This window comes from Pseudomonas sp. FBCC-B1667, assembly GCF_059133255.1.
In genome coordinates this window covers 3278028-3304956 of sequence record NZ_CP101437.1, presented here as the reverse complement: position 1 = coordinate 3304956, position 26929 = coordinate 3278028, and the positions used below count along the sequence as shown (strand labels likewise).

18 protein-coding genes are annotated in these 26929 nt (G+C 58.1%); 9 read left to right on the top strand and 9 right to left on the bottom strand.

Annotated features, from left to right (window positions below; genetic code table 11):
• Positions 1 to 57: 57 nt before the first annotated feature.
• Positions 58 to 2529, bottom strand: a complete 2472-nt coding sequence (locus NL116_RS15065; RefSeq protein WP_494377877.1) for a UvrD-helicase domain-containing protein — start codon at positions 2527 to 2529, stop codon at positions 58 to 60.
• Between the two features lie 235 nt (positions 2530 to 2764).
• Here NL116_RS15065 and NL116_RS15060 point away from each other — a divergent pair, with 235 nt between their 5' ends.
• Positions 2765 to 3460 (top strand): pirin family protein, encoded by a 696-nt coding sequence (locus NL116_RS15060; protein WP_494377876.1) that lies wholly within the window; start codon positions 2765 to 2767, stop codon positions 3458 to 3460.
• Positions 3461 to 3522: 62 nt separating this feature from the next.
• Here the strand turns inward: NL116_RS15060 and pgm are convergent, their stop codons facing one another.
• From pgm to NL116_RS15040, 4 genes are all read right to left on the bottom strand, one after another.
• Positions 3523 to 5169, bottom strand: a complete 1647-nt coding sequence (gene pgm / locus NL116_RS15055) for a phosphoglucomutase (alpha-D-glucose-1,6-bisphosphate-dependent) (protein WP_494377875.1) — start codon at positions 5167 to 5169, stop codon at positions 3523 to 3525.
• A gap of 111 nt (positions 5170 to 5280) precedes the next feature.
• On the bottom strand, positions 5281 to 6681 hold the full coding sequence (locus NL116_RS15050; protein WP_494377874.1) for an aminotransferase-like domain-containing protein: 1401 nt from the start codon (positions 6679 to 6681) through the stop codon (positions 5281 to 5283).
• A gap of 67 nt (positions 6682 to 6748) precedes the next feature.
• Positions 6749 to 8197 (bottom strand): hypothetical protein, encoded by a 1449-nt coding sequence (locus NL116_RS15045; RefSeq protein WP_494377873.1) that lies wholly within the window; start codon positions 8195 to 8197, stop codon positions 6749 to 6751.
• A 558-nt stretch (positions 8198 to 8755) separates the two neighbouring features.
• Positions 8756 to 9778, bottom strand: a complete 1023-nt coding sequence (locus NL116_RS15040) for a zinc-dependent alcohol dehydrogenase family protein (RefSeq protein WP_310264348.1) — start codon at positions 9776 to 9778, stop codon at positions 8756 to 8758.
• A 267-nt stretch (positions 9779 to 10045) separates the two neighbouring features.
• Here NL116_RS15040 and NL116_RS15035 point away from each other — a divergent pair, with 267 nt between their 5' ends.
• The 5 genes from NL116_RS15035 (at position 10046) to NL116_RS15015 (ending at position 18328) form a co-directional block, all read left to right on the top strand.
• Positions 10046 to 10963 (top strand): LysR family transcriptional regulator, encoded by a 918-nt coding sequence (locus NL116_RS15035; RefSeq protein WP_123431565.1) that lies wholly within the window; start codon positions 10046 to 10048, stop codon positions 10961 to 10963.
• A gap of 310 nt (positions 10964 to 11273) precedes the next feature.
• Positions 11274 to 12527, top strand: a complete 1254-nt coding sequence (gene mexE, locus NL116_RS15030) for a multidrug efflux RND transporter periplasmic adaptor subunit MexE (protein ID WP_494377872.1) — start codon at positions 11274 to 11276, stop codon at positions 12525 to 12527.
• Positions 12528 to 12542: 15 nt separating this feature from the next.
• Positions 12543 to 15737 carry an efflux RND transporter permease subunit gene (locus NL116_RS15025; protein WP_494377871.1) on the top strand — a complete coding sequence of 1065 codons (3195 nt, stop codon included), beginning with the start codon at positions 12543 to 12545 and terminating at the stop codon, positions 15735 to 15737.
• On the top strand, positions 15734 to 17155 hold the full coding sequence (locus NL116_RS15020; protein ID WP_494377870.1) for an efflux transporter outer membrane subunit: 1422 nt from the start codon (positions 15734 to 15736) through the stop codon (positions 17153 to 17155). Before NL116_RS15025 ends, NL116_RS15020 begins: the two co-directional genes overlap by 4 nt.
• Before the next feature lie 147 nt (positions 17156 to 17302).
• Positions 17303 to 18328: an IS110 family RNA-guided transposase gene (locus NL116_RS15015; RefSeq protein WP_494373779.1), complete on the top strand. Its 1026-nt coding sequence runs from the start codon at positions 17303 to 17305 to the stop codon at positions 18326 to 18328.
• A gap of 305 nt (positions 18329 to 18633) precedes the next feature.
• Here NL116_RS15015 and NL116_RS15010 read toward each other — a convergent pair whose 3' ends face one another.
• Genes NL116_RS15010 through NL116_RS15000 form a run of 3 tightly spaced genes read right to left on the bottom strand, consistent with a single transcriptional unit; the run spans position 18634 to position 21929 of the window.
• On the bottom strand, positions 18634 to 19599 hold the full coding sequence (locus NL116_RS15010; RefSeq protein WP_494377869.1) for an HlyD family secretion protein: 966 nt from the start codon (positions 19597 to 19599) through the stop codon (positions 18634 to 18636).
• A 4-nt stretch (positions 19600 to 19603) separates the two neighbouring features.
• Entirely contained in the window at positions 19604 to 19804 is a 201-nt protein-coding gene (locus NL116_RS15005) for a DUF1656 domain-containing protein (protein ID WP_494377868.1), read from the bottom strand.
• On the bottom strand, positions 19794 to 21929 hold the full coding sequence (locus NL116_RS15000) for an FUSC family protein (protein ID WP_494377867.1): 2136 nt from the start codon (positions 21927 to 21929) through the stop codon (positions 19794 to 19796). The genes NL116_RS15005 and NL116_RS15000 overlap by 11 nt, the downstream gene beginning before the upstream one ends.
• A gap of 187 nt (positions 21930 to 22116) precedes the next feature.
• On the opposite strand from NL116_RS15000, the gene NL116_RS14995 reads away from it, so the two are divergent.
• The 3 genes from NL116_RS14995 to NL116_RS14985 all read left to right on the top strand — a co-directional run bounded on the left by NL116_RS14995 (position 22117) and on the right by NL116_RS14985 (position 26455).
• Positions 22117 to 23172, top strand: a complete 1056-nt coding sequence (locus tag NL116_RS14995; protein WP_494377866.1) for a tetratricopeptide repeat protein — start codon at positions 22117 to 22119, stop codon at positions 23170 to 23172.
• 113 nt (positions 23173 to 23285) lie between these two features.
• Positions 23286 to 24788: an ATPase domain-containing protein gene (locus tag NL116_RS14990; protein ID WP_494377865.1), complete on the top strand. Its 1503-nt coding sequence runs from the start codon at positions 23286 to 23288 to the stop codon at positions 24786 to 24788.
• The gene (locus tag NL116_RS14985; protein WP_494377864.1) at positions 24785 to 26455 is read left to right on the top strand and encodes an ATP-binding protein; all 1671 of its coding nucleotides are present in this window, start codon (positions 24785 to 24787) and stop codon (positions 26453 to 26455) included. The genes NL116_RS14990 and NL116_RS14985 overlap by 4 nt, the downstream gene beginning before the upstream one ends.
• Before the next feature lie 28 nt (positions 26456 to 26483).
• Here the strand turns inward: NL116_RS14985 and NL116_RS14980 are convergent, their stop codons facing one another.
• A complete protein-coding gene (locus tag NL116_RS14980; protein ID WP_494377863.1) occupies positions 26484 to 26861 on the bottom strand; it encodes a response regulator in 378 nt (125 codons plus the stop codon).
• Between the last annotated feature and the right edge of the window lie 68 nt (positions 26862 to 26929).

Below are 26929 nucleotides of genomic sequence, written 5' to 3'. Positions count from 1 at the left end.
CTGGACACTGACTAAAAAGCCCACTTGACGTGGGCTTTTTAGTGGGCGCCAAACAGCTTATGCCAGTTTCTGACCTGCCCGATGGTCGGCGAAAAACGCTTTGCCGCTGTCGATCCGGTCTGAGGCCTTGGGCATATTCACAGCCGTGTCCTGCCCCTCGACATACCAGTAGCAATGACTGACAGCCCGGGTGATACCGACATAAGCCAGTCGCAGAATCTCGTCCTTTTGCGAGCTGTCATAGGGTTCGCTGTCACCGGCCTTCCCGAGTCCTGCCATCCGGTAAACCTGATTCTTATACGGTGAGCTGGTCAGATGCTGGCAATCGCCGAGCAAGAACACCGCGTCTGCCTGCAAGCCTTTGGCGCTATGATAGGTCAGTTGTTTCAATCGCCGCGCGTCAAATGGCAAGCTAGAATCAACATTAAGTACGGGTTGAATATGCTGTTCAATCAATGACTTATCGCTGCTTTTTCGATAGAGCATCAAGATTGAATCACCCTTTCGGTAATGCTCCATAAGGCGCTGGGCCATGCCTTGATCGTCCCGGTCCAGAACGTTCACCGGCAACAGCGCTTTTGGTTCGCCGCTGGCTTTGGCTTTCTTGCCGACGATGGCCGGTGCCGCGCGAACGATATGCTCGGCGGCGTCGATGATGTGCTGATGACTGCGATAGTTGTCGCTGAGCATGACTTTGGTGGTGCTGGGCGACCGGAATTCTTTGTTGAACTCCATGAAGTACGTTGGCGAACTGCCGCGCCAGCCGTAAATGGACTGCCAGTCATCCCCTACACACAGCAGAGATGAGCGTTGAGCACCCCGTCCAACGTGCATCGCGGGGCCTCGACTGCGGATCTCGGCCAGGCTGGCGCGAATCCAGGAGACGATTTGTGGCGACACGTCCTGAAATTCGTCAATCATCAAGTGTGACAGTGGCCGCAGCAGTTCACCGCTGAGCAGCCTCAGATTTTCCGGTGAGTGCTCGCTGAACAAGGCGAACATCCGATTGTAGGTCATCACCGGTGGTTTCTGATCGAGCAGATGATCTTCCAACGCTCGCCAGAACAGGCTCAAGGCCTCGAAGAAGTACCTGTCAGGATCGTCCTTGGCGAAACTCATCTGACCCACGGCGTTCGGAACATCCAGCCCGAGGTTTTCTATAAATCCGGCTGCCGCGACAAAACAGTCGAGTAACGGAGAGGAAGCCAGCTCACCCTTGACCTTGTAATCAAAGCCAGGACCGGCGCTGGCATCGCCTGCCAGCGAAGCCAAAACACGCCTGGAAGAATCGTAGCTATCTAACCATATCAATGGTTTACGACAGAAAGCTTGAAACAAGGTGCGCTTCACTGCCCATTCGGCCCGGACGCTCAACTTGGCATTCGGGCGGCAGACCTGCGGATTTTCCCCAGGGTCAAACCCCAGCACGACCCACGCATCAAGGCTTGGGATGTAGCCGTGGCAATGGAACGTCGCGCCATTGATATCGAAGGATTGCCGATTGGGTTCAATGCCCTTGATCGGCCAGGCACCTGCGCGAAACCACAAGTCTTCAATGGCATCGCAGAGTTCTTCATCGCGTTTGGCCGCCAGCTCGGTCACGGCCACGCGTTTTTGCACATCGGGGTGGTCGCGTTCCAATTCCTTGAGCTGCAAGGCATGGCGGGACAATGGCTTGATCAACTCGCGAAAGCGTTCATCGCGGGTATGCAACTGGTGATAACAGGCGTTGAGCTGCTGACGCTGAGCGTCATTGATTCGCAGGTCGAACGGATTGCTGTTGAGGGCATCGTCGATGTTTTGCACGCGGCTGCTGAGGTTTTCGAAGGCTTGCAGGCGCTCAAACCCCGGCAAGCTGCGAACCATCGGCAAAATTCGTGAATGGAAGGTGCGCACCAAATCACGCGCCTCCCTGAGGCCCAGCGGTCGGCCCCACACCGCAAACAGTTCGATCAGCTTGTTAATGAAGTCTTTGCGCGATTCCCGGGTAAAGGTCACGACGGTCATCGAATCCAGTTCGAAGCCCAGATAATGGGTCAGCAACAGGATTCGCAACACCAGCGTGGTCGACTTGCCGGCGCCCGCCCCGGCAATCACCGATGTCGACGGCGTGTCGCTGAAAATCATCTTCCATTGTGCAACGCTTGGCTGGGCATGGGGTGGCAGCAGCCGGGCCACGTCGGCCTTCATGCGCTTCTTCAATTCCGCACTTATTGGCAGGCGCCAATCGTCAAACAGGTTGTCATCGACATTGGGAGGACGATGCTCGGTCGATCGCGAATCTCGGATAAGCAGCACTTGCCGGCCTTGCTCCAGCCCTTCGTCCTTGCCTTCCTTGAAGCCGTAATCAAACCCCGCGCTGTGCCCGCTGCGAAAACCGTCGGCCTGCCCGTGCAGCCAGGACGCGCGGTGTTGCGCACGCAATCGGGTCAAGCCATGACCGAAGAACCGGGCGGCCAGGCGCTTGAGCAACGGCATCTCGGCCAAGGGACGAAGTTCGGGCGGAAGATCGGGGGTGTGTTGCGGCACGCGGGCGGACTCCAGGGTGTGAGGCTGTTGCGGGCTATGGTGTCTGCATTTGCGCTTGATTTCTAGTGAAATGCTTACAGTTCATTGGGTTATGCGATGAATTGAAGGCTGGGTGAGAAACTTTCGAGTGTGTTTTACATCAAGCAATTCGATAGTAATGCAGCATTTTTTACGCTTTTTATCGATCAGTACCTGATAGATGATGCTCGCCATTAACCCCTTTCAGGAGACGATCATGCTTGAACTCAGACCCTTTAACTCCCTGGGCGGCGCCCATCATGGCTGGTTGGATGCTCATCACCACTTTTCGTTCGCCGAGTACCATGACCCCAAGCGCATGAACTGGGGCAATCTGCGGGTCTGGAACGATGACGTGATTGCCTCCGGCACCGGGTTTCCAAAACACCCGCACCGGGACATGGAAATCATTACCTACGTCCGTGAAGGCGCGATTACTCACGAAGACAATTTGGGCAATAAGGGCCGCACCGAGGCCGGCGACGTCCAGGTCATGAGCGCAGGCACCGGCATCGCTCACAGCGAATACAACCTGGAAGCGACGCCCACTAAAATCTTCCAGATCTGGATCATCCCCAATGAATCCGGGCTTGCTCCGTCCTGGGGGGCCAAACCGTTTCCAAAAGGTGATCGTGAAGGCTTCGAGACGCTGGCCAGCGGCAAGTCCGGCGATGATCAGAGCCTGCGCATCCGTGCTGATGCACGTCTGGTGGCGGCAAACTTGAAGGCCGGTGAAACTGCCGAGTATCATCTGGACAGTGGTCGTCGCGCCTACTTGGTTCCAGCCACGGGGGTGATTGAAGTCAACGGTTTGCGTGCGAAAGCTCGAGACGGCGTTGCGGTGGCCGAGGAGCAGGTGCTGCGAGTGACGGCGATCGAGGACAGCGAAATTGTCCTGGTTGACCTGGCGTGATTCTGTAAACGCCGGGTAAAAAAAGGGGCGACAGTGATGGTCGCCCCTTTTTGCTGCCTGGATTACTTGGCGGCGATTGCGCCATCCACTAGCGTTTGTGCCTCTGCCACCAGCTGTTTGAGGTGGTCATCGCTCACAAAGCTTTCAGCGTAGATCTTGTAGATGTCTTCAGTGCCCGACGGACGTGCCGCGAACCAACCATTTTCGGTCATGACCTTCAGGCCGCCAATCGCCTGGTCATTGCCGGGTGCATGGCTGAGGATGCTCTGGATCGCTTCACCCGCCAGTTGAGTCGAGGTGACCTGAGCCGGCGACAGCTTGCTCAGCAAGGCTTTCTGTTCAGGGTTGGCCTTGGCATCCACGCGCACCGAGAACGGTTCGCCGAGTTCATCGGTCAATGCGCGATAGGCCTGGCTTGGGTCGCGACCGGTGCGAGCGGTCATTTCTGCGGCCAGCAATGCCGGGATCAGACCGTCCTTGTCGGTGCTCCAGACGCCGCCGTCCTTGCGCAGGAACGAGGCACCGGCACTTTCTTCACCGCCAAAACCCAGCGAACCGTCGAACAAACCGTCGGCAAACCATTTGAAGCCGACCGGCACTTCATATAAACGACGGCCCAGACGCTTGGCCACACGATCAATCAAGCCGCTGCTGACCACGGTTTTGCCCACCGCAGCGTCGGCGCGCCATTGCGGACGGTTCTGGAACAGGTAGTCAATGGATACCGCGAGGTAGTTGTTCGGTGCCAACAAACCACCGGACGGCGTAACGATGCCGTGACGGTCGTGATCCGGGTCGCAGCCAAACGCAACGTCGTAGCGATCTTTCAGACCGATCAAGCCTTGCATCGCGTGGGTGGAGGATGGGTCCATGCGGATCTGACCATCCCAGTCGACGGTCATGAAGCGGAAGGTCGGATCGACTTGTGTGTTGACCACGTCGAGGTCCAGACGGTAGTGCTCGGCTATCGCCGACCAGTAGCGCACCCCTGCTCCGCCCAATGGATCAACGCCCAGACGCAGCTTGGCATCACGGATAGCGTCGAAGTCAATCACGCTGATCAGATCGGCCACGTAGGTGTTGAGATAATCGTGACGATGGGTCGTGCCGGCTTTCAGCGCCTGCTCATAGCTGATGCGTTTGACGCCCGCTAGTTTGGCTGTCAGCAGCTCGTTGGCTTTGGCTTCGATCCATTTGGTGATATGGGTATCGGCCGGACCACCGTTGGTAGGGTTGTATTTGTAGCCACCGCTTTGCGGCGGGTTGTGCGACGGCGTGATGACGATACCGTCCGCCAGACCGGAAGTCCGGCCACGGTTGTAGCAAAGAATCGCGTGGGAAATGGCGGGGGTAGGTGTGTATTCATCCCCTTCGGCAATCATCACAGTGACACCGTTGGCAGCCAACACTTCCAAGGCGCTGGCACCGGCTGGCGTGGACAGTGCATGGGTGTCGATCCCGACGAACAATGGACCGGTGATCCCCTGGGCTTCGCGGTACAGACAGATTGCCTGGCTGATTGCCAAGACGTGCCACTCATTGAAACTCAAGTCGAACGAGCTGCCCCGGTGTCCGGAGGTACCAAAGGCTACACGCTGGGTTGAGATGGCGGCGTCAGGCTGGCCGGTGTAATAGGCCGTGACCAGTCGCGGGATATCGACCAACAATTCTGCCGGTGCCGGTTTGCCCGCAAAAGGACTGAGTGTCATGCAAAACCTCTGAAATTGAGTGGTTCAGGAATTGGATCGCAGTTTACTGACAGTTCGACCGCAACGCGACGTTATCGATCCATGAAGGTCGAGGATGTATGCCCGCCTCGCTCAATCGATCGCTTCCAGGCGCAAGGCATCCCCCAGCAAACCCAACGCTGCGCCAAGATCATGCTCACCGCCGAAGGTATGGCTCAGCCGCAAATGCTGCGCGTGCAGCCCGCGCAAGCTGAATAATTCCCCCGGCGCCACGACTACCTGCTGTTTGAGCAGGCGGTGAAACACGCCGCGAACATCGACCTGACGCAACGAGCGCACCCAGATCGTCGCGCCGCCCTGCGGGTCGACGAAGTGCAACGCGTCTGCCAGTCGTTCCTCCAGCAATTGAGTCATCTGTACTTTGCGCTCCTTGAGTAGCCGGCGCAGCACCACCAAGTGCTGATCGATGCGTCCATTGTTGTACAGGCGTGCGATGGCTTTCTGACGAATCGGCGACAACCGAAACGAGCGAAGCAGAAAATGCCGCTGCAGCTCACCTCGCAGTTGCCGCGAAAGTACATAGCCGTAAGGCGCTTCAGGCCCGATAACCTTCTCGAATGTGGAAAACACAATCAGTCGGTCCGGGTCCAGCAAATCGCGAAACCGTGGGCCTGCGGGTTCAAACTCCAGATCGCCGTAACAGTCGTTCTCCAACACCCAACTGCCGTGGCGCACCAGCAACTGCGCGATTGAAAGCCTGTTGCTTTCATCGACCACACTGCCGCGCGGCATGTTCAGTCCGGATGACAACATCACCAGTCGAACGGGTTCGGTCTCCAGCAGCGTTTGCAGATGATCGAGGTCCAGGCAGCCATCGGCTTGCAAAGACACCTCACTGACCTTGACGTCGAGGTCCTGAAACAAGCGCAAAATGGACCAGTCGCACGGAGACTCCACCACGACCGTGGAGTCCTTGAGGCAAAGCACCGCGATCAATATTTCCAGCACACCCCGCAGATCAGCACCGATGTAGACATCGTCGGCGTGCCAGCAGCGTGTCGGAGAGGACGTATAGCGTGCCGCAAGGGCTGCGCGCAGCTCCCGTTCGCCACACGGTTGAGACGTCGGTTGCGGCTGGCGCGGATATTGGCGCAACAGTTCTCTTTCCAGCAGCAACAGTGGGCGATCCAACGGCTGCAGCAATGCGGGTTCATCAGCGCTCAATACCAGCATTCCCGGACGCCTGGCATTCACATAAACCGTCTCCAGCAGGTCATTGCCGCTGCACGGTGACCGGATGAACGACACCGGAAGTGCGTAATAACCGGATTTGGCCACCGAATAGACGCGTCCTTCCTTTTCCAGCAGCGAATAGGCGTACTGAATGGTCGATATCGACACGCTCAGACGCTCTGCCAGCTGTCGTAATGAAGGAAGCCGCACACGTGTGTCGCTGACCGGTTCGTTGATCAGATGGGTCAGGTAGCGATACACCGCCTGATACGCGAAGTCGGTTTCTCGGGGGCCCTTCATGAGCCATAACCGCACGCGATGGGAGCAGTCCGATTCATCCGGGTGGGCGTTATCAAGCGAGGCACTTTCAACGTCCCGTTGACCGTTCGCCCGTCACGACGTCAATCACCCTCGTGTCGGCTTGCAGACTCGTGCCCGCAGGCCCGCCACTGGCCACCGGCCCCATGCGATACAGCGTACCGATCAGGCTGACAGGCAGCCCGCTGACGTCGACCATCCATTGCAACACCTGCTCGGGCGCAGGCTTGCCCTGCATCGCGCGATGCAGTTCGGGTAGCGCCACGAGCATGCCGGGATGGCATTGACGCAGAAAGTGCTCAAGCGATGCGCCGTTGTCGACAAAGGGTGCAAACAGTAAACACACCAGTTGAGCCTCGTTCAGGCAAAGACTTCTTTGGGCCTCGGTCGCCACCAGTTCACGCTGATCTGGATTGCCATATGCCTGCAATGCCTGTTCGCACGCGTACTCCGGGCGTTGCTTGCGACGCATCATGACCAATAGCCGCTGGACATAGTCAGCAATACCGGCTTCATAGGACCGACCATGAACGAAACAGGCTTGTAGCCCACGCAAATGCGCAGACATTGAAAAACTCACGTATTCGTTATCACCCGGCTGAGTCGTCAGCTCGTCAGATTGAATCTTCAGGAACTCTGTGAGCAGCGTCCAGCGCTCCTCCAGATTGCTGACCAGCATGTCGTGGATGTCGATGAATGTTGCGCGGCGACACGCCTCAAAACGCTCTGCGGGACGCCATGCCGGCTGATCGTGGCCGGGGTAAAACTCGCGATAGCAGTCGCTGCCTAGCGCATCGAGCCGTGCGAAGAGCTGCTCATAGCTAATCTCCGGCTGATCCGACATCGCGAAGCCCGCCTTCGCCGCTGCACGGTTCAATCCATCCATGAAGTACTTTTGCTGGCGAGGTGAATCGCTGCTGACCAAGGCATCGACACCGCGGTCCCAACGGGCAATTTGACCCAAGAACTCGCCAGTTGCCAGGTACATGTCATCCCAGAGGTCAAGGGGGCCGTGCCAGGTTCGACGGTGACCGACCATCAACAGATTGAGACGATTTGATTCGCGACCGCCTTCGGAGATCGGCGCGGCGTGATTGAACGGCAGGACCTCGCGGTTATCGACCATCAGCACTTCAACCCGTGGATCGTCGTAGAGAAACAAGGCACTGCAACTGCGATGGATGTTTTCAAGCGCCGTCGAGGCGGTGCCATTAGAGCGCAAGGTCGCCACACGCAGCTGGAAGGTCGCCGGTGCACGCCCGGCGATGCTCAATTGCGCGGCACGCAGCAACGCCAGGGTATAACAACTGTCCCGGCTCCCGGACTGGATTGTCAGCACCTTGAACTCGCCAATACGCTCCATGCCACCAGCGGCAACCACCACGCGCTGAATCATCAGCTGCAATGCAGTGCGCTCGGCCCGCGAGAAGAAACTCAGTAATCGCTGCAGTACTTGCTGATAAACATAGTTCATTGCCTGATCATGGGTATGGGTCATTATTGTTTACCTGTTACTCATAGGTTCGATGTCACGCAAACAACACCCTGCATTTCGCAATCGGTTGCCTGTCACGATTAAAGTGTTGTGCCTGATATCAAATGCTAACACTTAGTTTTTAGTCATTATTTGAAATAATTAAAGCTGATCGTTAATCATCCTGATAGTCGCGCAGCCCAAAGCCCCGCAGGCCGGGCATCAGGCAGCGAACGGAGACGTCCTAGGAAATATCCGACAACGTCCCACAGACAAGTAGCACGACAAATAAAGAAAGAAGTCACCTGTGGTTTTTTGGCAAGTGATTGATGACGCATTAATAGGTGAGTTTGTATTGCCGGAGTGCTTTGAAAATTATCTACCCGATACCTGGTCATGACTCATTCCTTGAGATGAAAGTAATCATTCAATTATCGGGGCTTATATGATGATTAGAAGATACAGATTGAGGGCAAAAACCAGTTCAGTTGCTGAACGACCCCATCAGGATTGACGGGCGCCTCATGTGTTGAGAAGAGCAATGAAAAAGTCCGTGCAAGCACGGACTTTCAGGGGGGCGTGTTACGCAGGTTCGACCTGAAGGGCAACCCGCTCGCGGCATGGGCATTCGTCCATATAGCGGTGTGCCTCGACAAACTCGGAAAACGGGAAGACCCGAGTCTTGAGCGGCAGCAGCACACGGTCAGCGGTCATCTGGTTGATGTCCCGCAAGGCGCGCTGCAGTGCGACCTCGTCCTGGATGATGCCCAGTTCCGGCTTGCCGGTGAAGTTGCCGATACAGTGCACAAAGAACTGAATGTTCTTCTGGAACGCTGCACAAGCCGGAAACGGCGTCTGGTTGCCGCCTTGCAGGCCGTACAGCACTAGACTGCCACGCGGTGCGAGGACATCGCCCAGCAACGACATCTGCGGCCCACCCAACCCATCGAACACCACATCCACGCCGCGGTTGTCGGTGATTTTGTTGATCCGCATCAGCAGATCTTCTTCTTCGGTGACGATGACTTTCTCGGCACCCAGTGCCAACAGGTTTTCGCGTTCCTCCGCCGTTTTAGTGGCGGCAATCACACGTACACCCAAGGCTTTGCCGAGTTGTACGAATGAAGGTCCGGCACAATGGCTGGCGTCAGTCACCAGCACAAACTGCCCGGGTTTGATCCGTGCCAGATCGACATAAGCAAAGTAAGCGATCAATAACGGCGTGTAATGCACGGCCGCTTCGATCGGATTCAGCACATCCGGATACCGGGTCAGGGCCGAGCGCGGCAGAACAATCTGCTCGCCGTATACGGGATAGTCGTTCGGGCTTTGGGACGGGAAGCTGGCGACCTTGTCACCGACTGCCAGGTCATCGACGCCCTCGCCGAGCGCCGTCACGACGCCGGACATTTCCTGTCCGAGGCCGGAAGGCAGGCGAGCGTGAGACGACGCCAGGTTCTGACGCCAAAGTGTGTCATACCAGCTGATGCCAATCGCCTCGACACGCACCTGCACTTCGCCCGGAGCAGGAAGCGCGGCCGCATGCTCTTCGCATTTGAGCACCTCGGCTGGACCAAACTTGTGAAAACGGATCGTGCGGGACATCGCAAACCTCGTCAAAGTAACCTCTAATGCCCTGAACTCTATCTGGGCTTTCTACCCAAGACTATCAGCGGCTATTAATAGTCGACATGCCTGTCATTGATTCCGCAGCACCGGCGACATCATCAAATGTCGTGAAAATCGAAGCAGCCCTTCAGGAAAACTGAATTACACGGTGCAGAGTAGCAGCCTTTCCCCGTAAGATTCATGCCGGCCATTGTTCTCATATGGCTGCTCTCGTCAAGCTTGATGACTCTGCCAGGACTCCAGATGAATCGTAATGACCTGCGTCGTGTCGACCTGAACCTGTTAATCGTTTTCGAAACATTGATGCACGAACGCAGCGTGACCCGCGCTGCAGAGAAGCTTTTCCTCGGCCAGCCGGCTATCAGTGCGGCGCTTTCACGCCTGCGCGGGCTGTTCGATGATCCGCTGTTCGTGCGCACCGGTCGCAGCATGGAGCCATCGGCCCGGGCGATAGAAATCTTCGCCCTGCTCTCTCCCGCGCTGGACTCGATTTCCACGGCCGTCAGCCGTGCGGCGGAATTCGATCCGGCCACCAGCACGGCGGTGTTCCGCATTGGCCTCTCGGACGATGTCGAGTTCGCTCTGCTGCCGATGCTGCTCAAGCGCCTGCGAGCCGAGTCGCCCGGGATCGTGCTGGTGGTGCGTCGCGCCAACTACATTCTGATGCCGAGTCTGTTGGCTTCGGGCGAGATTTCCATCGGCGTCAGCTACACAGCCGACCTGCCGGCCAACGCCAAACGCAAAGTGTTGCGCCGCAGCATGCCGAAGTTATTGCGCGCCGACACCGTGCCGGGGCCGTTGAGCCTGGATGATTTCTGCGCTCGACCGCATGCGTTGGTGTCGTTCGCCGGCGACCTGAGCGGCTTTATAGATGAAGAACTGGAAAAACTCGGGCGCAAGCGGCATGTCGTACTGGCGGTGCCGCAGTTCAATGGGCTGAGCACACTCATCAGTGGCACCGACATTGTGGCGACCGTACCGGATTACACCGCCGAAGCGTTGACAGCGGCTGGCGGTGTCCGGGCTGAAGACCCGCCGTTGCCGGTGCGCAGTTTTGAATTGCACATGGCTTGGCGTGGCTCGCAGGACAATGATCCGGGCGAGCGCTGGTTAAGGTCGCGGATTCAGATGTTTTTCGGGGATCCGGACAGCCTCGCCTGATCCTGAGTTTGTGTCGAGACATCTGGCCTCTTCGCGAGCAAGCCCGCCCCACATTGGTATGCATCTTTCTGTGGACGCGTGGCTTGCCCGCGATGGCCGTTACTCGGTTCCAAGCCAGCCCTTTGCATTCCCTGCAACACTGAATTGTCATCAATACAATTGATCACCGCTAAACCAAAGGTGCATGCTAGAGAGCTTTCATGGCTCTCATATCATTCCGAATGATAGTTATCTTCGCTTCATTCGATTCGTGAGATACACCCTCGCCGCTCATCATCCGTCCATTCTCAATACATTGGCGGATGCATCCATGGAACAGTCACTCAAACATTTGCGCTTCCCGTTGGCCATGTTGGCCGTACTGGTGATGAGCGCCTGCGGCAAGGCGCCGGAGTCTGCCGCGACCATGCCTGCGGCGAAGGTCAGCGTCGCCAAGGTGCTGGAACAACCGATCAACGAGTGGGACGAGTTCACCGGGCGCCTCGAAGCGCCGGAAACGGTAGAAATTCGTCCACGGGTCTCCGGTCAGATTGATGAAGTGGCGTTCACAGAAGGCGCACTGGTCAAGAAAGGCGACTTGCTGTTCCAGATCGACCCACGTCCATTCCAGGCAGAGGTCCGCCGCCTTGAAGCCCTGGTTGCCCAGTCCCGTGCCAACGCGACCCGCAGTGAAAACGAAGCACAGCGTGGCGAACGCCTGCGCACCAGCAACGCGATCTCCGCCGAACTGGCCGATTCGCGCACCAGTGCTGCTCAAGAAGCCCGCGCCGCTGTCGGTGCCCTGCAGGCACAACTGGACCTGGCCAAACTGAACCTGAGCTTTACCCGCGTCACCGCGCCCATCAGTGGACGCGTCAGCCGTGCGGAAATCACCGCCGGCAACCTGGTGACCGCCGACACCACGCCGCTGACCAGCGTCGTTTCCACCGATAAGGTCTACGCCTACTTCGACGCTGACGAGCGTGTATTCCTCAAGTACACCCAACTTGCTCGTCAGGGCAAACGCGGCGCCACCACCCCGGTTTACATGGGCCTGTCCAACGAAGACGGCAACCCGCACCAGGGCGTGATGAACTTCGTCGACAACCAGGTCAATCCGAAAACCGGCACCATTCGTGGTCGTGCGGTCTTTGACAACGCCGACGGCAGCTACACCCCGGGCCTTTATGCTCGCTTGAAACTGGTGGGCAGCGGCACCTACTCCGCCGTGCTCATCAACGACGAAGCGGTGGGTACCGATCTGGGTAAGAAATTCGTACTGGTGATGGATGCGGACAACAAAACGGCGTACCGCGCCGTCGAACTGGGACCGAAGATCGAAGGTTTGCGCATCGTGCGCAACGGCCTGAACAAGGATGACACCGTCATCGTCAAGGGTCTGCAACGGGTTCGTCCTGGTTCGCCAGTCACCCCTGAAGTGATCCCGATGGCCAGCGAACAAACGCTCGCGGCCCTGGCTCAACAACGACAGGCGCTGGAAGCCAGCAACCTGCCCCAAGTCGCACCTGCCAAGGTCGCGCGGGGTGAGGTTGTGAAACTGGCTGCTGCGACTCCACGCGGTTAAGGGACAACGACTCCGATGAACTTTTCCCAATTCTTCATTTCACGGCCGATCTTCGCAGCGGTACTGTCGCTGCTGATCCTGATCGCCGGCGCCATCTCGCTGTTCCAGTTGCCGATCAGCGAATACCCGGAAGTCGTGCCGCCGACCGTTGTGGTCCGCGCCAACTTCCCGGGTGCCAACCCCAAAGTCATCGGTGAAACCGTGGCCGCTCCGCTGGAGCAAGCCATCACCGGCGTCGAGAACATGCTGTACATGTCCTCGCAGTCCACCGCTGACGGCAAAATCACCCTGACCATCACCTTCGCGCTGGGCACTGACCTGGACAACGCACAGGTGCAGGTACAGAACCGGGTTACCCGCACCGAGCCGAAACTTCCAGAAGAAGTGACGCGCATCGGTATCACCGTCGACAAGGCTTCGCCCGACCTGACCATGGTTGTGCACTTGACCTCGCCGGACAAACGCTACGACATGCTCTACCTGTCCAACTACGCCCTGCTCAACATCAAGGATGAGCTGGCGCGTCTTGGCGGTGTCGGTGACGTGCAATTGTTCGGCATGGGCGACTACTCGCTGCGCGTCTGGCTCGACCCGAACAAGACCGCGTCGCGTAACCTGACCGCCACCGACGTAGTGAGCGCGATTCGTGAGCAGAACCGTCAAGTGGCCGCCGGTGCACTCGGCGCTCCACCTGCACCGAATGCCACCGCTTTCCAGCTGTCGGTCAACACACAAGGTCGTCTGGTTTCTGAAGAAGAGTTCGAAAACATCATCATTCGCTCCGGCGATAACGGTGAGATCACTCGCCTGAAGGACATTGCCCGCGTTGAGCTGGGTTCCAGCCAATACGCCCTGCGCTCGTTGCTGAACAACCAACCGGCGGTGGCGATCCCGATCTTCCAGCGCCCGGGCTCCAACGCCATCGAGATCTCCAACGAAGTTCGGGCGAAGATGGCCGAACTGAAGAAGAGTTTCCCGGAAGGCATGGACTTCAGCATCGTCTATGACCCGACGATCTTCGTGCGCGGCTCTATCGAGGCGGTGGTCCACACCCTCTTCGAAGCACTGATCCTCGTTGTCTTGGTGGTGATCCTGTTCCTGCAAACCTGGCGTGCCTCGATCATCCCGTTGGTGGCGGTACCGGTGTCGCTGATTGGTACGTTTGCCGTGATGCACTTGTTTGGCTTCTCGTTGAATGCCCTGTCGCTGTTTGGCCTGGTACTCGCCATCGGTATCGTGGTGGACGACGCCATCGTGGTGGTAGAGAACGTCGAGCGAAACATTGGGCTGGGACTGACACCGGTCGAAGCGACCAAGCGAGCCATGCGTGAAGTGACCGGCCCGATCATCGCCACTGCGTTGGTGCTGTGTGCGGTGTTTATCCCGGCGGCGTTTATCTCGGGTCTTACTGGCCAGTTCTATAAGCAGTTCGCGTTGACCATTGCGATCTCGACCGTGATCTCGGCGTTCAACTCGCTGACCCTGTCGCCCGCACTGGCTGCCGTCTTGCTGAAAAGCCATGACGCACCCAAAGACCGGTTTTCCAAGGTCCTCGACAAGATTTTCGGTGGCTGGTTGTTCCGTCCGTTCAACCGGTTCTTTGACAAAGCCAGCCATGGTTACGTCGGCACCGTGGGCCGGGTTATCCGCAGCAGCGGCATCGCCTTGTTCCTGTATGCAGGCTTGATGGTGTTGACCTTCTTCGGTTTCGCCAACACCCCGACCGGTTTCGTCCCCGGCCAAGACAAGCAATACCTGGTGGCCTTCGCTCAGTTACCGGATGCGGCGAGCCTGGACCGTACCGAAGACGTGATCAAACGCATGTCCGACCTGGCCCTGAAACAGCCTGGCGTAGAAAGTGCGGTGGCCTTCCCTGGCCTGTCGATCAACGGCTTCACCAACAGTCCTAACGCCGGCATCGTGTTCGTGACCCTGAAACCGTTCGAGGAGCGCAAGGACCCAAGCATGTCCGCCGGTGCAATTGCCGGTGCCTTGAACGGCCAGTTCGCCGGGATTCAAGAAGCCTACATGGCGATCTTCCCGCCGCCGCCAGTACAAGGTCTGGGCACCATTGGTGGTTTCCGCCTGCAAATCGAAGACCGGGGCAACCTGGGCTACGACGAGCTGTACAAAGAAACCATGAACATCATCAACAAAAGCCACGGCGTGCCAGAATTGGCAGGCCTGTTCACCAGCTACACCGTGAACGTGCCACAAGTCGATGCCGCCATCGACCGAGAAAAAGCCAAGACTCACGGCGTGGCCGTCAGCGACATCTTCGACACCCTGCAGATCTACCTGGGTTCGCTGTATGCCAACGACTTCAACCGCTTCGGCCGTACCTACCAGGTCAACGTTCAGGCCGAGCAACAGTTCCGTCTTGAACCGGACCAGATCGGTCAGCTGAAAGTGCGCAACAACAAAGGCGAAATGATCCCGCTGGCGACCTTCATCAAGGTCAGCGACACCTCGGGCCCGGACCGTGTGATGCACTACAACGGCTTCATCACCGCCGAAATCAACGGTGCAGCAGCCCCGGGCTACAGCTCTGGCCAGGCCGAAAAAGCCATCGAGAAACTGCTCAAGGATGAACTTCCTAACGGCATGACCTACGAATGGACCGATCTGACCTACCAGCAGATTCTGTCTGGCAACACCGCGCTGTTCGTCTTCCCTCTGTGCGTGCTGCTCGCGTTCCTGGTACTCGCGGCACAGTACGAAAGCTGGAGCCTGCCATTGGCGGTGATCCTGATCGTACCGATGACCTTGCTGTCAGCGATTACCGGCGTGATTGCTTCGGGGGGCGACAACAACATCTTCACTCAGATCGGCTTGATCGTACTGGTGGGGCTTGCGTGTAAGAACGCGATTCTGATCGTCGAGTTCGCCAAGGACAAACAGCAGGACGAAGGCCTCAGCCCGCTCGCCGCAGTACTGGAAGCTTGCCGCTTGCGTCTGCGTCCGATCCTGATGACCTCCTTTGCGTTCATCATGGGTGTCGTGCCTCTGGTGTTCTCCAGCGGTGCCGGTGCCGAAATGCGTCATGCCATGGGTGTGGCGGTGTTCTCCGGAATGCTTGGGGTAACCTTCTTCGGTCTGTTGCTGACGCCAGTGTTCTACGTATTGATTCGCAACTTTGTGGAGCGCGGTGAAAAGCGCAAAGCGGTCAAGGCGCTGAATCTTCAAAAGCAACTGGAGTCGCAACAATGAGTTTGAAAGCCTTTCTGCCGAGCCTGCTGGTACTGGCCCTGAGTGCCTGTGCCGTTGGTCCGGACTACAAGACCCCAGCGACTGAACCGGCCCATATCACCACCGCTACCGATGGCGCCGCCGGCCAGAAAAACTTCGATCGATCGCACTTCGAAGGCATCTGGTGGCAGCAGTTTGAAGACCCGACACTCAATCAGTTGGTGACTCAATCACTGCAGGGCAACCGTGATTTGCGTGTGGCCTTCGCCCGCTGGAAAGCGGCCCGGGCGATTCGCGATGACATCAGCAATGACGCCATGCCGACCATTACCAGCCGGGCCAGCAGCGCTCTGGGCAAGGCGCAAATCCCGGGTGAGACCACGAAACGGGTCAACATCGAACGGTACGACCTGGGTCTGGACATGGCTTGGGAGATCGACCTGTTTGGCCGTATCCAGCGCAATCTGGAATCGGCCAACGCCGAACAGCAAGCTATCGAGGCCGATCTGTACCAACTGCAAGTCACTATGATTGCTGAACTGGTGGATTCCTATGGTCAGCTGCGTGGCGCGCAACTGCGCGAAAAAATCGCCCTGGCGAACCTGGAGAACCAACAGGAGTCGCGAAAGATCACTATCAGCCTGCGTGATGCCGGCGTCGGCGATCAGCTCGATGTGGAGCGTGCCGATGCCCGCCTGGCCTCGGTCGAAGCCAGCGTCCCGCAATTGCAGGCAGAGCAGATTCGGCAGAAAAATCGTATCGCCACCCTGCTCGGTGAGCGTCCGGACAAGCTGACGGTTGACCTGAGTCCCAAGAACTTGCCGGCAATCGCTAAAGCACTGCCCATTGGCGATCCGGGTGAACTGCTGCAACGTCGTCCGGACATCCGCAGCGCCGAGCGCAAACTGGCGTCTGCCACCGCCCGTATTGGCGTGGCCACGGCTGATTTGTTCCCCCAGGTCAGCCTCAGCGGCTTCCTTGGTTTTACGGCCGGTCGCGGTTCGCAAATCGGTTCCTCGGCGGGCAACGCCTGGGCACTGGGCCCAAGCATCACTTGGGCCGCATTTGACCTGGGCAGTGTGAAGGCCCGTATACGCGGCGCAGATGCGGATGCCGAAGGCGCGCTGGCCAGCTACGAGCAGCAAGTATTGTTGGCACTGGAAGAGTCGGAAAACGCGTTCAGCGATTACGGCAAGCGTCAGCAACGCTTGATCTCACTGATTCATCAGAGCGAGTCGAGCCGCGCCGCCGCCGACCTGGCCGAAATTCGCTACCGTGAAGGCACGGCGGACTTCCTCGTCCTGCTGGACGCCCAACGCGAGCGACTCGCGGCCGAGGACACCCAGGCCCAGGCGGAAACCGAACTCTATAGCGGCATTGTCGCGATTTACAAAGCCCTTGGCGGTGGCTGGCAACCGGAGACAGTCGCCAGCAAGTAAGTGGTTGAAGAACTCCTTTGGTTGGCCGCAACCGACCCATTTTTTAGCCCCGCGCCTCATTCGGTCGCGGGGCTTAATGAGATGGTCACCCCCACACCCTGCGAGGGCTACGCTTTCGCAGGGTGTTTTATTTTGGAGACCATCACCATGAGCGATTTAGCGCTGGTCGGTATTGACCTCGGCAAACATACCTTCCACCTGCACGGCCAGGAAAAGTCGGGGCGAGAGCTGTTTCGCAAGAAGTGTTCACGTCAGCAGATGATGTGCTTCTTCGGCAACCTGCCAGCCTGCACGGTGGTGATGGAGGCCTGCGCCGGGGCGCATTTCGTTGCTCGCGAGCTGATGGCCATGGGGCATCAAGCCAGGCTGATTTCCCCGCAGTTCGTTAAGCCCTTCGTCAAAGGCAACAAAAACGATTTCGTCGATGCCGAAGCCATTTGTGAAGCCGCTTCGCGGCCATCGATGCGCTTTGTTTCGCCAAAGACTGAGGCTCAGCAAACCCTTTCCGTTTTGCATCGCCTGCGCGAATCGCTGATTCATGATCGCACCAAGGCCGTTAATCAAATGCATGGTTTTCTGCTGGAGTTCGGCATCAGCCTGCCACCAGGACTGGTCATGATGAAACGCTTGGCCAGCATCCTGGCGGAATATGAATTACCCGTTCGGCTGACAGTTCTGTTGCAGCGCCTGCACGATCACTTCGTCTACCTGGATGAACAAATCAAGGCATTGGATAAAGAGCTGGCAGGCCAACTGGCTGACGATGATCTGGGCACTCGCTTACTGAGCCTGCCGTGTGTCGGTCCGATCACCGCCAGCCTGCTGGCTGTGGAAATGGGCGACGGTAAGCAATACGGCTGTAGCCGTGACTTTGCGGCCTCTGTTGGCTTGGTGCCCAGACAATACAGTACCGGTGGCAAGGCCAATTTGCTGGGGATCAGCAAGCGCGGCGACAAGAACTTGCGACGCCTACTGGTGCAGTGCGCTAGGGTTTACCTGCAGCATCTGGAGTACCAGAAAGGCCCCCTGGCGGACTGGGTACGCTCGCTGCTGATGCGACGCCACTCCAATGTAGTGGCCTGCGCCTTGGCCAACAAGCTGGCCCGTATCGCTTGGGCGATAGCGGCCAACCATACCGAGTTTGAAGCAGGGCCAATCAGCATGGCTGCTTGACCCTGCGGTTGTTGCAGTACCACGACTCACCCTTCAGGTTTTGCGATAGCTGAACAACAGATGACGTGAACGGCCGACCGGCCTGACGAAGATCCTGACGAAAAATTTGGCTTAATAAAGCCGTGGGCTTTTTCAAGGATCGTCAGGCGCGACTCTCATCGTGGCGCGGGGTTTGCCCCAACAGACGCCGGATAGATTTAAGCAAGCCAACCACTTCACCCGTTAATCAGTATTGCAAAAAATGGGGTGACCATAGATTTTTTCTTCTGCTGATCCTTGATCCCACCACCATCCCCTGCGGGAGGTTAGTGGTGTACTTCGGCATTGCGGTTTTCGCGGACGGTTACGGTGGCGGTTGTCCCCGCACGCAACAGGTTTTTCCCGGCATAGTCATCATCAATCTTTATCCGGACCGGCACCCGTTGCGCCAGTTTGACCCAGGTGTAGCTGGGGTTGATGTTGGCCAGCAGGCGTCCGCCCGGCAGGTTTTCCCGGTCGGCAATGGCGAAAGCGATGCTTTGCACGGTGCCGCCAAAGGCTTCGCCGCTCATCAATTCGATGTCGACCCGGTCACCCTCTGCGATACGTGGCAACTTGGTCTCTTCGAAATAGCCGCTGACATAAAACGAATCGCTGTCCACCAGTGCCAACAACGGGCTGCCAGCGGAGGCATAGTCGCCCTGACGGGTCAGCAGGTTGGTGACAAAACCGGTAACGGGCGATTCGACGCGAGTGCGCTGCAAGTCCAGTTCGGACTGGGTCAATGCCGCGATGGCCAGTTGCACATTGGCCTGGGCCAAAACGAGGATGGCCTGGTTACGGAGTAGATCGGCCTCTGCCACGGACACGTCGGTACTGGCTTTTTCCCATTCTTCGCCAGAGACGGCCGAGCGTTCCTTCAGCGTACGCCGCCGACGTTCCTCACTCTGTCGCTGCTTGAGTAGTGCTTCGCTTGCAACAATCGCGGCCTGTGATTGCCCTAATGAAGCTTTCGCCACTTCGACTGAACGCTTGGAATGCTCCACTGCCAGGATGTAGCGAGCCGGGTCGATTTCCAGCAGCAACTGGCCTTTTTCAACATGCTGGTTGTCTTGAACAGCCAGCTTGACGATGCGCCCCGAGACATCGGCAGACAGCGTCACCACGTCAGCGCGAACCCGTGCATCCCGGGTCCAGGGGGCCCGTGTGTAATGCTCCCAGGCAAACCAGCCCAGAATGAATGCCAGCAGGACAATAATGAGTGTGGCGAGTCGGGGAAGGATGTTCTTCAAGGCCTCAGGCTCCCATTACCAGAATCAGCGTCGCACACACGCAGGCATACAATGCGCCCTCGAATAACGCTTCATGCCAGACAAACCGCAGCACACCGAGGCGGCGCAAACCCCAGTCCAGCGCCAGAAAAATCGGCAGCGCCCATAACAGCGCCTGAGCGATTGGCGGCAGATACACGCCACCCAGTTCAAAATCAATGGGCAAGGGCTGGCACTCCTATTGCGTCTTCGGGTTGAAAGTACTCGCAATATCGCTGCACAAACGACTCCACGATCAGCAGCGCCACGCGCATTCGGAACACCGACCACAGGTGCTCGTGAACCATCAGATGCAGGTCGTCCAGTTCGTCGCCCAGGGCGCGAAATTCCCCCAGCAGCCGGTCGAGCTCTGCGCCCGGGCGCCCGACTACCCATCTTCCGCAATCCCGAACCGCCGCCAATAATCGTTGCTGTTGCGCCGAACTCAGCAGGGCGTTGCCCTGCCCCTGTTGCCTGAGCTGGTTCAACGCAACGCCCAGGGCCATGCACCCGAGGCTGACCTGAAACAGTTCGCGAGACTGCTTATCGCTGGTCGCCGGTAATAACCCCAGCATCATGGTCAGTCGATCGACCATGCGGCTTTCGAAGGCAAACTGCTGTTCATCGGTGGCCGGCCTTTTCATCAAGGCGTAAACCTGCTCTGCGTTTTCCTTGAACAGCCGGCGAATCCGCAGAACAGGCCTGAACGGGAAGATCAAGGCGAAGACGCTCAAGGCCAGGACCGTTGCGCTGACATAGGCACCGGCAAACTCGAACCACTGAATCGCCGTGTTCTGGCCGATCCCCACGTTTTGTGGACCCAACAACAGAAAGGTCGACAGACCAAGGCCGATGCCTGTCCCGGTAGTTGCCGGCGCGGAGAGACCTACTGCGACCGCATACAGCAATGGTGCCAACAACAAGGCCAACAGTTCGAAATCGCTGATCATGGGTACCAGCATGAATTGATAAAGCGCTGACACAATCAATGCCAGGAACAGCCCCCTTGCATAGCTTTGCGCCGCCAATAGCGGTCTGGGGAACGTGGCCATCAGCGAACACAGAATCCCGACCAGCACCATTCCGCCCCTCGCGCCATCCCAACCCGTTTCTATCCAGATCAGTCCGGCCACGAGCAACGCAATGAAGGCCCGAATGGCGTTCATCCCGGCCAGGGTGAAATCCAGATGCAGCGGATTCGCCTGTCCCCGATAGACGCAGCTGGCTTGGCGTTCCTCCTGAATCGCGTCGCTCAGTTCCAGAATCTGCTCCAGTTGCTGTAACAAGCGCGCCTGCTCCCAGCGCAATGCCCACGCCAGCGAGCGCAACGTGGCCGGCATTGTTTCGGTCAGTTGTTCTGCCTTGTATGCTTGATCGTCGAAACGCTGCTGCAATGCCGAAAAATGATGACGAGCATGGGCCGATAGCGAGCGGCCCTTTTCGGCCAGTTCATCGAGAAAAGCCAATTCTTCGGCGCGTAAATGTTGTATTTCCAAGGGCAAATCCCCCTCCCAGCGCTCGGTCAGCAGCTCACGCTGGTGACGCAACGCCGTCAGTCGGGACGTCAGCAGTACCAGTTGGTTTCCCAGCAGTTGCACCAGGCCATCGGCACTGCGTAATCGTGGGGCATCGTAATAAAGGTGCCGGCGCAATCCTTCAAGGACACTGATTTCGCCCAACAGCTGCATTTGCCTGCGATGAAAATCGGCTTCGCTTTCTTCGGTTCGAATGACCGCAGCGGCGTGTGTCGCCAGCAACTTGATCACCTGATCGATCTTGGCAAAATAGCTCCGGGCCACCGTCTCGGGGCGCGCGGTCAGCAGGCTGACGACGCAGACGCACGCTACCGCCAGCAGTGTCTCGGTCAAGCGCGTCACCGCCAGCAGGAAGGTGCCGTCCTGATCAGGCACGGCCAACAGTGCGACCACCACTGCCGTGTAACCACTGAGCACAAAGGCTTGGGAACTGGTGTAGCGCAACAGGGTGCCACCGGCGGTGCACAACGCCAGCCACAGCGCCAGGGTGATGATGAAAGGAAGCGGCGCCTGGGGGAAGATCGCCATGATCACCACCGCAACGACCGCGCCCAGGGTGGTGCCGATGACTTGGCCCAGACTGCGAGCCAATGCCATGCCGCCTAATGGCTGGCTGACGATGACCACCGCCATGATCGACCACTTGGGTTGATCGAGGTCGAACAGGAAGGCCAGGTACAGGGTCAACAGCCCGGCCACAATGGTTCTCAAGGCAAACAGCAGCACCCCGGGCCCGGGGCTGAGGATTGCCTTGAAGTATTGAAGCAGCGGTTGCATGGGAGCACTCTTCGGATTCGCGCTTCAGCAAGCGTAGTCACTGCTTCAGCGCCTAGACAGGTTTCAGTGTCGACGGAGCCTGTAGGCAACGTCGGCGACATTGAGCCACCTCAGGATTTGACTCACAGCCCTACCTGACCGAAGCTGACGACCTCTGCTAAAAGCTTGCCAGCTCCCGGATTCCTGCATGCCCCAGTCCCGCCGCTACTTGCTCATCAGTCTCTGTGTGCTGTTTGCCATCGTTATTGCCTGGTTCTTCCTGCACAGCACAGCGCCTGAGGTGCCCGAAGCGATAAAACGCGGTTACAGCGAAGCGTTGACCCAGGCGCGCGCCGGTCAGCCTGGGGCCGCACGGGTGCTGTACCAGCAATTGGGGCGTCCTGACCTTTCGCCAAAGCGGCGCATCTGGTTGCTCGCCGAACTCCCCAACTACCCAAGCCCGCAGGCCCTGAAACTGGCGGATGCGGACCTGCAGCACCCTGATGAAAACGTGCGGATCGCCGCCATAAAGAGCATCAGCGGCCTGGTGTCTTCCGGGCAACGCAGCCTGTTGATTGGCCCATTGCTCGATGACAGCGTAGAAAGCGTGCGATTTGCCGCCGTCAATGCACTGCTGGGATTGTCGCCGGATGACCTGGGCTTATATTTCGCGCCACTGGAGCAAGCCATCGATGCCTGGCAGCTAGCCCTGAAAAGTCAGCCGCCAAATGCGCAAAACCAATACCAGTTGGCGCGCCTGCACCTGCACAACGCCGAATTGAAAGAGGCACAAGATGCACTGGACCGAACTTTGCAGCTGGACCCAGGCAATCTGCCGGCGCTGGTGATGCAGATAGATGTGCTTGACCGGCAAGGTCGAAGCGATGCCGCCCGCCAGTTGCTGGCGAAACAGCTGAAAGCGCAACCCGACTCGGCTTACCTGCAACATGCCCTGGGGCTCTGGTTGCTGAACCACGGGCAAAGTGAGTTTGCCGTGCTGGGCCTTTCCAAAGCCGTGGAGCTGGAGCCCGACAACAAGGACTATCGCTACGACCTGGCGACCACCCTGCACCTTGAACAGGAGCTGGAAGCCGCGCAGAAACAGCTGCAAGAGATCGTCCAGCGCCACCCATCCGACCGAAGGGCGCGCGTGCTGCTGATCAATTACTGGAAAGAAAGCGGACAGTTGCAAAACGTTCAGGTTCTGTTGGCCCAACTGGAGCAGCTCAACCCGGATGACCCTGCGCTGCAACAAGGGCTTTAACGCCTCAAAATTACGTTGAACCCTCGTCGCGGCCAAAGGTCAAGTGAACAGGCAGTTCCAACAGGCATTTCAAGCCTGCTGCCTCACTTCCCCTGGTCATGAGAGGGTTATTTTTGTCTACATCAACCGAGCTGTTCAGTGCAAAAGCCGCCACCGGCATCGAAGGTCTGGATGACATCCTGGCCGGAGGCTTGTCCCGTGGACATGTATTTTTGCTGGAGGGTGAACCCGGAACCGGCAAAACCACCGTTGCTTTGCATTTTCTGTTGGCTGGCGCCCGAGCCGGCGAGCGCTCGTTGTATATCACCTTGTCAGAAACCGAGCGTGAGCTGCGTCAAGGCGCCCTGTCCCACGGCTGGGAGCTGGATGAGAACATTCACATCTTCGAGTTGACCCCGCCGGAAAGCCTGCTCAATGCCGAGCACCAGCAAAGTCTGCTGTATTCCTCGGACCTGGAACTGGGTGAGGCCACCAAGCAGATTTTCGAAGTGGTCGAGCGGGTCAAACCGACGCGTGTCGTGCTCGACAGCTTGTCTGAAATTCGTCTGCTGGCCCAGAGTTCACTGCGTTATCGGCGGCAGATTCTGGCGATCAAACACTACTTTGTACGTTATGACGCCACCGTACTGTTGCTGGATGACTTGACCACCGAATCCCTCGATAAAACCGTACACAGTGTGGCGCATGGTGTGATCCGCCTCGAAGAACTGACGCCCAACTATGGCGCCGAACGCCGACGCATCCGTGTGGTGAAGTACCGCGGCCAGAAATATCGCGGCGGTTTTCATGACTTCACCATCATGGGCGACGGTGTGCACGTATTCCCGCGTCTGGTCGCCGCGGAACACCGCGGTGGCTATGTCCGCCAACAGTTGACCAGTGGCATCAAGGAAATGGACGCCCTGCTCGGCGGCGGTATCGAGACCGGTTCCAGCTCCCTGATCCTGGGTCCGGCCGGTACCGGTAAATCGCTGATCTCGATGATCTTCGCCGCTGCCGCCGTGGCGCGGGGTGAAAAAGCTGCGCTGTTTATCTTCGACGAAGAACTGGGGCTGCTGTTCGAGCGCATGAAAAACATGGGCATCGACTTGCAAGCCCTGCAAGACACCGGCAACTTGCTGATCGAGCAAGTCGACGCCGCCGAGCTGTCCCCAGGCGAGTTCTCCCACCGGGTGCGCCGATGCGTCGATGAACGTCAAATCAAAACCGTGGTGATCGACAGCATCAACGGCTATCAGGCCGCGATGCCTGAGGAAAATGCGCTGGTGCTGCACATGCACGAGTTGCTGCTATACCTCAATCGCCGGGGCGCTGCGACGTTCATGACAGTCGCCCAGCATGGGCTGGTCGGTGACATGCAAGCGCCGGTTGACATCACGTACCTGGCTGACACAGTGATTCTGTTGCGCTATTTCGAAGCCCTGGGCAAGGTGCGTCGGGCAATCTCGATCATCAAGAAACGCACCGGCAGCCACGAATCGACCATTCGCGAATACCGCATCGGTAGCCAGGGCATGACGATTGGTGAGCCTTTGGATGCGTTCCAGGGTGTATTACGCGGCGTGCCGACCTATCTGGGCGCCAGCCAGCCGCTGCTCAAGGAAGATATCCGGTGACTATTGCCGAGGCGACGTCCGAGCGCGCGATCATTCTCGCGCCCTTGGGACGCGACAGTCAGATTGCGCTGATGATGCTCAACGAGGCGGGATTCGAGGGCATTGTGACCCGTGATCTGGTGGCGCTGTGCGACGAGTTGGTCAACGGTGCAGGACTGTTGGTGATTTCTTCTGAAGCCCTGATGGGGGCTGATCTTGGCCCTCTACGGAGCCTGATCGACCAGCAACCGGCCTGGTCCGACCTGCCGATCGTCCTGCTGACCCACCACGGTGGTCCGGAGCAGAACCCTGCGTCGCGGCTCGGTCCACAATTAGGCAACGTCACGTTCCTTGAGCGCCCTTTCCACCCGGTAACCTTGATCAGCCTCGTCACCACCGCATTGCGCGGCCGTCGACGACAGTATGAAGCCAGGGACCGGTTGATCGATCTGAGCCTAAGTGAACTGCGCCTGCAAGACACTCTGGAAACCCTGGAACAACAGGTCGAAGAACGCACTGCACAATTGCGTCACAACGAAGAAGCCCTCAGGCAATCCCAGAAGATGGAAGCGGTCGGCCAGCTCACCGGCGGCATTGCCCATGACTTCAATAACATGCTCACCGGCATCATCGGCAGCCTTGAGTTGCTGCGCCGGCGCCTCGCGAGAGGACGCACCGAGGATCTCGATGGGTTGATCGACCTTGGCGTGACCTCTGCCAACCGCGCAGCCGGCCTGACTCATCGGCTGCTGGCGTTCTCGCGCCGTCAATCGCTGGATCCCAAACCCGTGGAAATGAACACCCTTGTGGTGTCCATGGGCGCACTGCTGCAACGTAGCATCGATGAAAGCATTGATCTGGACATCCAGTTGAGCGATGACCTCTGGGTGGCGGAAGCCGACCCCAATCAACTTGAAAGTGCCCTGCTCAACCTCGTGCTCAACGCCCGCGATGCCATGCCCGAAGGCGGCACGCTGGTCGTCAAAACATTGAATCAAAAGCTCGATTCGGGATTCGTTGCCGCCCACGGCAACCTCCTGCCCGGTGACTACGTGGTGCTGCGCGTTACCGACACCGGCTCTGGCATGCCCGAAAGCACCATCAGCCGCGCTTTTGACCCCTTCTTTACGACCAAGCCAATTGGCCAGGGCACAGGGCTGGGGTTGTCGATGATTTATGGCTTCTGCAAACAATCGCATGGTCACGTCACGATCGACAGTGAAGTGGGACACGGTACGTCGGTGAGTATCTATTTGCCACGTTACAGTGGCGACCTGGCCGAGGAAAACCTGATCGACATCCAGCAGGCGCCTTACGCTCAGGACGGTGAAACCGTATTGATTGTCGAAGACGACCCGGCAGTGCGCGTGCTGGTCAGTGCCGTCTTGAGTGAGTTGGGTTACGCCTTCGTGGAAGCCGGTGACGCCGACAGCGCGGTGCCGATTCTCAACTCTGCACAGCGAATTGATCTAATGATCAGTGATGTCGGGCTGCCGGGCATGAACGGCCGGCAACTGGCAGAAATCGGTCGACAGTATCGGCCCGACCTGAAGGTGCTGTTCATCACCGGTTATGCCGAACACGCGGCTGTTCGAGGCGGGTTTCTGGACTCCGGCATGCAGATGATCACCAAACCCTTCACCTTTGACCTGCTGACGGCCAAGGTGCGAGAGATGATCAGTGTCTGATGCAGACTGATGGCCTAGGGCAACGAGCTCAGGACAGCATGTTCTGTATGAGCTCTTGCAGTTCATCCAGATCAAATGGCTTGGCCAGGATCGGCGCGGTCCTGGTGATGGTGCTGTCGGTCTCGCGGATTTCCTGCGGATAACCGCTGATAAAAATCACTTTGAGATCTGGTCGCAGTTTCACTGCAGGCTCGGCGATCTGCACACCGGAAATCCCGCCGGGCAAGCGGAAGTCAGTGATCATCATGTCGAGGTGTGGCTTGCTCGCCAGTATTTCAAAGGCCTGCTCGCCGTTTTCAGCTTGCAGCACCCGGTAACCTTCACCCGACAAGTAAGCGGACAATACCATCAGAATCGAGGGATCATCCTCGACAACGAGTACTACATCTTGTGCATCTTCACTCATGGGAAGCCTTTGTTCGGTCAATAGCTGCTGATACGACCGTGGGGCCGCTCAGAGGTTGCGTTTATCTG